Source organism: Kitasatospora sp. NPDC004799 (assembly GCF_040609095.1).
Lineage (GTDB): Bacteria > Actinomycetota > Actinomycetes > Streptomycetales > Streptomycetaceae > Kitasatospora.
The window spans coordinates 1-6,351 of record NZ_JBEXJK010000457.1 but is presented as its reverse complement, the minus strand read 5'-3'; the positions used below and the strand labels follow the sequence as shown (position 1 = coordinate 6,351).

Annotated in this window: 7 protein-coding genes; 4 read left to right on the top strand and 3 right to left on the bottom strand. The window is 73.2% G+C overall.

Annotated elements, in window-relative coordinates; translation table 11 throughout:
* The coding region (locus ABZW03_RS35335; RefSeq protein ID WP_355267841.1) for an amidohydrolase family protein at positions 1-381 on the top strand (381 nt) is incomplete at its 5' end.
* A gap of 67 nt (positions 382-448) precedes the next feature.
* On the opposite strand, the gene ABZW03_RS35330 is transcribed toward ABZW03_RS35335, so the two are convergent.
* Positions 449-1,462 carry a hypothetical protein gene (locus ABZW03_RS35330; protein ID WP_355267838.1) on the bottom strand — a complete coding sequence of 338 codons (1,014 nt, stop codon included), beginning with the start codon at positions 1,460-1,462 and terminating at the stop codon, positions 449-451.
* A 229-nt stretch (positions 1,463-1,691) separates the two neighbouring features.
* Positions 1,692-3,467 carry a diguanylate cyclase gene (locus tag ABZW03_RS35325; RefSeq protein ID WP_355267835.1) on the bottom strand — a complete coding sequence of 592 codons (1,776 nt, stop codon included), beginning with the start codon at positions 3,465-3,467 and terminating at the stop codon, positions 1,692-1,694.
* 371 nt (positions 3,468-3,838) lie between these two features.
* Here ABZW03_RS35325 and ABZW03_RS35320 point away from each other — a divergent pair, with 371 nt between their 5' ends.
* Positions 3,839-4,366 (top strand): flavin reductase family protein, encoded by a 528-nt coding sequence (locus ABZW03_RS35320; RefSeq protein WP_355267832.1) that lies wholly within the window; start codon positions 3,839-3,841, stop codon positions 4,364-4,366.
* 13 nt (positions 4,367-4,379) lie between these two features.
* Here ABZW03_RS35320 and arfB read toward each other — a convergent pair whose 3' ends face one another.
* A complete protein-coding gene (arfB, locus tag ABZW03_RS35315) occupies positions 4,380-4,814 on the bottom strand; it encodes an alternative ribosome rescue aminoacyl-tRNA hydrolase ArfB (RefSeq protein WP_355267829.1) in 435 nt (144 codons plus the stop codon).
* Positions 4,815-5,101: 287 nt separating this feature from the next.
* Here arfB and ABZW03_RS35310 point away from each other — a divergent pair, with 287 nt between their 5' ends.
* Positions 5,102-5,590 carry a hypothetical protein gene (locus tag ABZW03_RS35310; protein ID WP_355267844.1) on the top strand — a complete coding sequence of 163 codons (489 nt, stop codon included), beginning with the start codon at positions 5,102-5,104 and terminating at the stop codon, positions 5,588-5,590.
* A gap of 134 nt (positions 5,591-5,724) precedes the next feature.
* On the top strand, positions 5,725-6,300 hold the full coding sequence (locus tag ABZW03_RS35305; protein ID WP_355267826.1) for a TerD family protein: 576 nt from the start codon (positions 5,725-5,727) through the stop codon (positions 6,298-6,300).
* Positions 6,301-6,351: the final 51 nt, after the last annotated feature.

The following is a 6,351-nucleotide window of genomic DNA, read 5'->3' as shown; positions in this document are numbered from 1 at the left end:
GTCGCCCTGATCACCGACGCCATGGGCGCGGCCGGCATGGGCGACGGCCTCTACCCCCTCGGCCCGCTCCAGGTCGAGGTCAAGGACGGCGTGGCCCGGCTGGTCGAGGGCGGCGCGATCGCCGGCTCCACCCTCACCCTGGACGTGGCGTTCAAGCGCTCGGTCACCGTCAACGGGCTCAGCCTGAACCAGGCCATCGAGTCGCTGTCCGCCACCCCGGCCCGGCTGCTCGGCCTGAGCGACTCGATCGGCTCCCTGGAGGCCGGCAAGCGCGCCGACCTGGTCGTGCTCGACTCGCAGAGCTACGACCTGGTCGCCGTGATGCGCCGCGGCCGCTGGGTGCTCGGCGGCGAGACCTTCTCCACCGTCAAACCCGCCTGAGCGACGGCGACGGCCGCCCCTCCCCCAGCGGGGACGGGCGGCCGTGGCATGTCGTGGGCGGGCGGGCTCAGCTGCCCGGCTCGATGGTGATCTGGTCGATCAGGACCGGCCCGCCGGGCACCGTGAAGGTCACCGAGTTCGATCCGGCCTGGAACTGGGGCGATATCCAGGTGGTGTACCAGGCGGACGTCTGGTCCTTGGGGGGCGGCCCGTAGATCTTGTAGGTCACCCCGCTCGGCCAGTCCTTGCCGTTCACCACGGCCGCGCCCTTGAACTCCGCGCCCGAGTAGTTGTAGTGCACGGTCAGCTTGTACGTCCCGGCCGTGGCGATGTCACCGGTCCAGGTCACCGAGCCGCCCGGCTGGAGCGTCAGGTAGCTGCCGTCGGCCGACTTGGCGCCCTTGACGCTGTTGCCGGACGGCGCGCTCTGCGCCTGGAGCTGGCCCGCGTCCACGGTCGACGGACCGGCGATCGGAGTGGCGGTCGCCGAGGGGGCGGTGCTCGCCGTCGTGGCCGTCGGGACCGGGGTGGTGGGGGCGGGCGGAGCGGCACTGGTGGTGCCGCCCTTGGCGTTCTTGTCGCCGTCCGGGTCCCCCGTGGAGAGGGCTATGCCGGCGCCGATCGCTATCGCCGCGACCACGGCGACCGCACCGATCACCGCGCCCTTGCTCCGGCCGCTGCTGCGGGGCTCCTCCCCCGGCTGCGGCCGGGAGTGCTCCGCGTAGCGGGTCTGCTGGGCGGGCCCAGCACCGTACTCGGGCTGCTGCGGCTGACCGCCGTACGGGGCCTGCGGCTGACCGCCCGGGTACCCCTGCGGCGGCATGCCCTGCTGGCCGTACGGCTGCTGCGGCTGTTGCTGCTGCGCCCGCTGCGGCCCCCCTTGCTGGTAGTGCTGGCCGTACTGCGCGCGCCCGACCTCCATCGGGCGGCTGTACGGCGTGCGCGGCACGCCCTGCTGCGGCTCGGCCGGCTGCCCGGTGGAACCGTCGGCCGGGCGGTAGAGGTAGCCGAACGGGTCGTCGTCCTGCGGGGCACCGCCCCCCTGGCCCTCGGGCACTCCGTTGCTGCCGGCGGTCGTCACGGTGGTCTGCTCCCCCATCCGGTGCGCCGCCGGCTGCGGGCGGCGCAGATCATGGACGCTGTCGTACCGGGAACCCTACCTGTCGTACCTGACAGCCGGAAAAGACCCCTTGACAACTCACGGGTAACCCGGCCGGACCAGGGCGGACCCGGTCCCGGGGCGCTCCGCCGGCCTGCCGGACCCGGCTGCCGGACCCGGGTGCCCGACCCGGGTGCCCGACCCGACGCGCTCAGCCCGCGCGCCGGTGCGAGCGCTCGCCGCGCGCCCCGCGCACCGCCCCGCCCCGGGCCCGCTTCTCGTCGTACATCCGCTCGTCCGCGGTCTGCAGGACCTCCTCGATGCTCATCCCGCAGCCGGCCCAGCCGACCCCGAGGCTCACCCCCACCCGCATCGCCCGTCCGTCGATCCGCATCGGCGGGATGATGGCGCCCCGCAGCCGGTGGGCGAGGTCCTTGGCCTCCTCCCGGCCGATCCCGTCGGCCAGCACCACGAACTCGTCACCGCCGAGCCGGGCCACCGTGTCGCCGTCCCGGACCGCCTGGCTGAGCCGCCGGGCGACCTCGACCAGCACCGCGTCGCCCGCGTTGTGGCCGAACCGGTCGTTGATCGACTTGAAGCCGTCCAGGTCGCAGAAGAGCACCGCGAGCCCCTTGTCCGCCGCCGCGCCGCCGGAGCGGAACGGCGCCGACCAGGCCTCGCCGCCCGGCCCGTACTCGGCCGGGACCACCGCGTGCACGTGCTCCCCGTACCCCGGGCCGAGTCCGCTCGGCAGGGCCTCCGGCAGCCCGTAGCCGTGCACCGGCCCGGCGTACGGGTCCGTGCCCTCCAGCCCTCCGTGCGCGGCGTAGGGGTCGGTCGGGTAGCCGTACGGCTGCGGGTAGGCCGCCTCGACCTGGCCGGCGGCGGCGCCGACCGGCTGCGGCTGGGCGCAGAGCCGGCGGGCCAGCCGGGCCTTGAGCTCGGCGCCGTTCGGCAGCCCGGTGAGCGCGTCGTGGCTGGCCCGGTGGGCGAGCTGGAACTCGTGCCGCTTGCGGTCCTCGATGTCCTCGACGTGGGTGAGCAGGAAGCTCGGCCCCTCGGCCGCGTCCGCGACGATCGAGTTGCGCAGGCAGACCCACTGGTAGCCGCCGTCCCGCCGGGACAGCCGCAGCTCGGCGCGGCCGCTCTCGGCGCTGGTGCGCTCCAGCAGCGCCCGGTCCTCGGGGTGCACCAGGTCGGCGAAGCTCTGCTGGCGCAGCACCGCCCGGGGCCGGCCGAGCAGCCGACAGAGCGCGTCGTTCACCCTGGTCAGCTGGCCGCGCCCGACGCCGTGCAGCTCGGTGATCGCCATCCCGCTGGGGGCGTACTCGAAGGCCTGGCGGAAGCTCTCCTCGCTGGCCCGCAGCGCCTGCTGCTCCTTCTCCAGGCGGGCCAGCGCGCGCTGCATCTCGGCCCGCAGCCGGGCGTTGCCGATCGCGATGGAGGCCTGCAGCGAGAACATCTCCAGGGCCTCGCGGGTCCACGCCCCGGGCCGCTTGCCGCTGCGCGGGCGGTCCACCGAGAGGACGCCCAGGAGGTCGCCGCCGGCGCTGTACATCGGGGCGAGCAGCCCGTCGGCGGGGTGCCAGTCGTTGGCGTACACCGGCAGCGGTCCGTCCCCGATCCAGCGCGGGATGTCGCTGGCGACGGCCCAGCCGCGGTCGTACGGGAGGAAGCGCAGGGTGCCCCAGTGGTCGCTGACGCCGAGCAGCCGGTCCCAGGACTCCCGGGAGCCGACCTGGCCGAGCAGCACGGAGGGGCCGCCCATCGGGCTCTCCTCCAGCTCCCAGACGGCCGCCACCACGAGGTCGCCGTCCGGCCGGACCAGGCTGACCGCGGCGGCGTCGAAGCCGAGCCCGTGCACCGCGCCTTCGACAACGGCCTGGAGCGTGCCAGCGAGGCTGCGGGCAGCGTTGAGGTCCGCCACGACCCGGTGCAAGGTGCGGAGGGTCGCGAGACGGACGTACGGCTCCGACTCGGCTTCCATGCGGGGGCTCCCCGGCTGCTTCGGATAGTTCTTGATTGGTTATCGTCCGATTGCCAGAAGAACTGAATCACAGGGAGCACAGCGCTCGGCACGCTCGGTCAGCAATAGGTCATCACTTGTGACTTAAATCACACGACACTAATGCACCCTTAATCAGTTCATCTGACCCATAGCGGGACATACAGCGCTAGGGGTACATTTCTCGTGGTCGACCGCATTGGCCTCCGGCTGAAGCCGACGGGGCCCGCGAGTCCGACTCTTCACTCGTGCGGGTGAGTTCGGCCACCCGGGCGCAACCCTTCGGCCGGACCGCCGGTCCTACGACCAAGGCCCGATGCCGTTCCCCCCGGGTGACGACTACCGTGCGGTACGTGTACCCGTCCCCGCAGCCCGAAGCTGCCCCCCACGCCACGCCCGACGAGTTCCGGGCTGCCCTCTCCCAGCTCGCCGCCGGCGTGAGCCTGGTGACCGTCCACGACCCGGAGGACGGCGAGGACGTCGGCATGACCGCCACGTCCTTCCTCTCGGTGTCGCTGGAGCCGCCGCTGGTGCTGATCTCGGTCCGCGAGGACTCCCGGATGGACGAGGTGCTCTCCCGGGTGGACAACTGGGCGGTCTCGGTGCTGACCGAGGGCCAGAAGGCGCTCGGCTCCCGGTTCGCCATGAAGGGCCGGCTCAGCGACCGGCTGCTGTTCGCGGACACCCCGCACCACCGCGGCCCGCGCACCGGCGCCCCGCTGGTCGACGGCGCGCTGGCCACCGTCGAGTGCCGCACCGAGCAGCGGATACCCGCCGGTGACCACACCCTGCTGCTCGGCCGCGTCCTGGAGGCCGTGGTGCCCGACCCCGGCGGCCGCCCGCTGCTCTACTTCCGCGGCGGCTACCGCACCCTGGGCTGAGGCCCGCCGCCGACTACTCGCCGCCCCGCGGCGACCGGCGGCCCTGCTTCAGCTCGGAGCGGTGCCGCTTGTTGTACAGCCGCCGCTCGACCATCCCCCGGCTCGGCCTGGTCGCCCGCCGGGCCTTCGGCGGCGGCGCGCACGCCTCGGTCAGCAGCGCCGACAGCCGGGCCGCGGCCGCCTCCCGGTTGCGCCACTGCGAGCGGAACTCCGAGGCCTGGACCACCAGCACCCGGCCGTCCACCAGCCGACCGGCCAGCCGCTCCAGCGCGCGCTCGCGCCACACCTCGGGCAGCGCCCTGGTCGAGGCCAGGTCGAAGCGCAGCTCGGCCTTGGAGTCGGACGTGTTGACGTGTTGACCGCCGGGACCGGAGGAACGCGAGAAGCGCCAGACGAGCTCGGCGTCGGGGACGACCACCGACCCCCGTACGCGGATGGGCTCGGACATGCGCCCATCATCCCGCGCCCGCCCCGCCCGGTCACGCTGTTATTCGCCCGCTCGCCTCCGGGGCGCTCCGACCCGGTGCCGACGGTCGTCGCTCCAATGCCCCTCGTTCCTCGGGGCCTCCTCGCTCCTCCCTTTCGGCACCGGCGCGCCCCTTCGGCTCGGGGCGGGGTCGCCCGCGTCCGGTTCCTGCTCTGGGCGGGGTCGGCCGTCCGCGTCCGGTTCCTGCGCGGGGTCGGCCGTCCGTGCCCGGTTACCCCCGGGCGCTCGGAGCCCCGACAATGGCGTACGTGATCGAGCTCGGCTACTCCCTCTCCAACCGCTTCCCCGACCCCCCGCAGACGGACTACCGCACCGCGTCCGTCCACGCCCTGCGGTACGACCTGTTCTGCGGCGACGTCTACCTGGACGGCGAGGGCGCGGAGCTGTCCACCGCCTGGGGCTGGGTGCCGGTGCTCGACTTCGCGTGGGCGCTGTGCGACGTCGCCGAGCTCCTGGACCGCGACCCGGACGGCGGCCGGGCCGCCCGGGTGCAGACCGCCGACCTCGACTTCACCCAGAACACCGAGCTGCTGCGCTTCGCCCGCCGCTTCAACTGGGTCGAGGTCACCGCCACCTGGCTGCCGGACGAGCCGCCGGTGGTGGTCCGCCACGCCGAACTGCGGCGCGAGGCACGGGACTTCCTCCAGGACACGCTGGCCGACCTCTTCGACATGCACCCCGACCTGGCCGACAATCCGAACATCTGGACGCTGCAAGGCCGGTTCCGGCGGATCTGACACCCGCTTTGCCCGGGCTTTGCCCTCCGACGGACGCGCGCGAAGAATTCACGACCCCTGCGGAACCAAGCCGCCGGAGTATTGCGTTGTCCCGGAGAAAAGCGAACGAAGCGAACGAAGGGACTGCAATCGTCATGCCAGTGAGCCTCTCCAAGGGTGGCAACGTCTCGCTGACCAAGGAGGCCCCCGGCCTGTCCGCGGTCACCGTCGGCCTGGGTTGGGACGTCCGCACCACGACCGGCGCCGAATTCGACCTCGACGCCAGCGCGATCGTCCTGAACGCGGACGGCAAGGTGCTGTCCAACGCCCACTTCGTCTTCTTCAACAACACCAGCACGCCGGACAGCACCGTCGTGCACACCGGTGACAACCGCACCGGCGAGGGCGCGGGCGACGACGAGGCGATCAACGTCAACCTGGCCGGCCTGCCGGCCGACGCCGTCAAGATCACCTTCCCGGTCACCATCTACGACGGCATCGCCCGCGGCCAGAACTTCGGCCAGGTCCGCAACGCCTACATCCGCGTGGTGAACGCGGCCGGCGGCAGCGAGATCGCCCGCTACGACCTCTCCGAGGACGCCGCCACCGAGACCGCCATGATCTTCGGCGAGCTCTACCGCAACGGCGCCGAGTGGAAGTTCCGCGCCGTCGGCCAGGGCTACGCCTCCGGCCTGGCCGGCATCGCCCAGGACTTCGGCGTCCAGATCTGACGCAGCCGCGCGGAAACACCGCGGCGCGGGAAGTCGGTCCGTCCGACTTCC

Bases quoted from the DNA above. Each gene is read 5' to 3' on its own strand.
- ABZW03_RS35305 (WP_355267826.1), top strand. From the start codon at position 5,725: ATGCCAGTGAGCCTCTCCAAGGGTGGCAACGTCTCGCTGACCAAGGAG.
- ABZW03_RS35325 (WP_355267835.1), bottom strand. From the start codon at position 3,467: ATGGAAGCCGAGTCGGAGCCGTACGTCCGTCTCGCGACCCTCCGCACC.
- arfB (WP_355267829.1), bottom strand. From the start codon at position 4,814: ATGTCCGAGCCCATCCGCGTACGGGGGTCGGTGGTCGTCCCCGACGCC.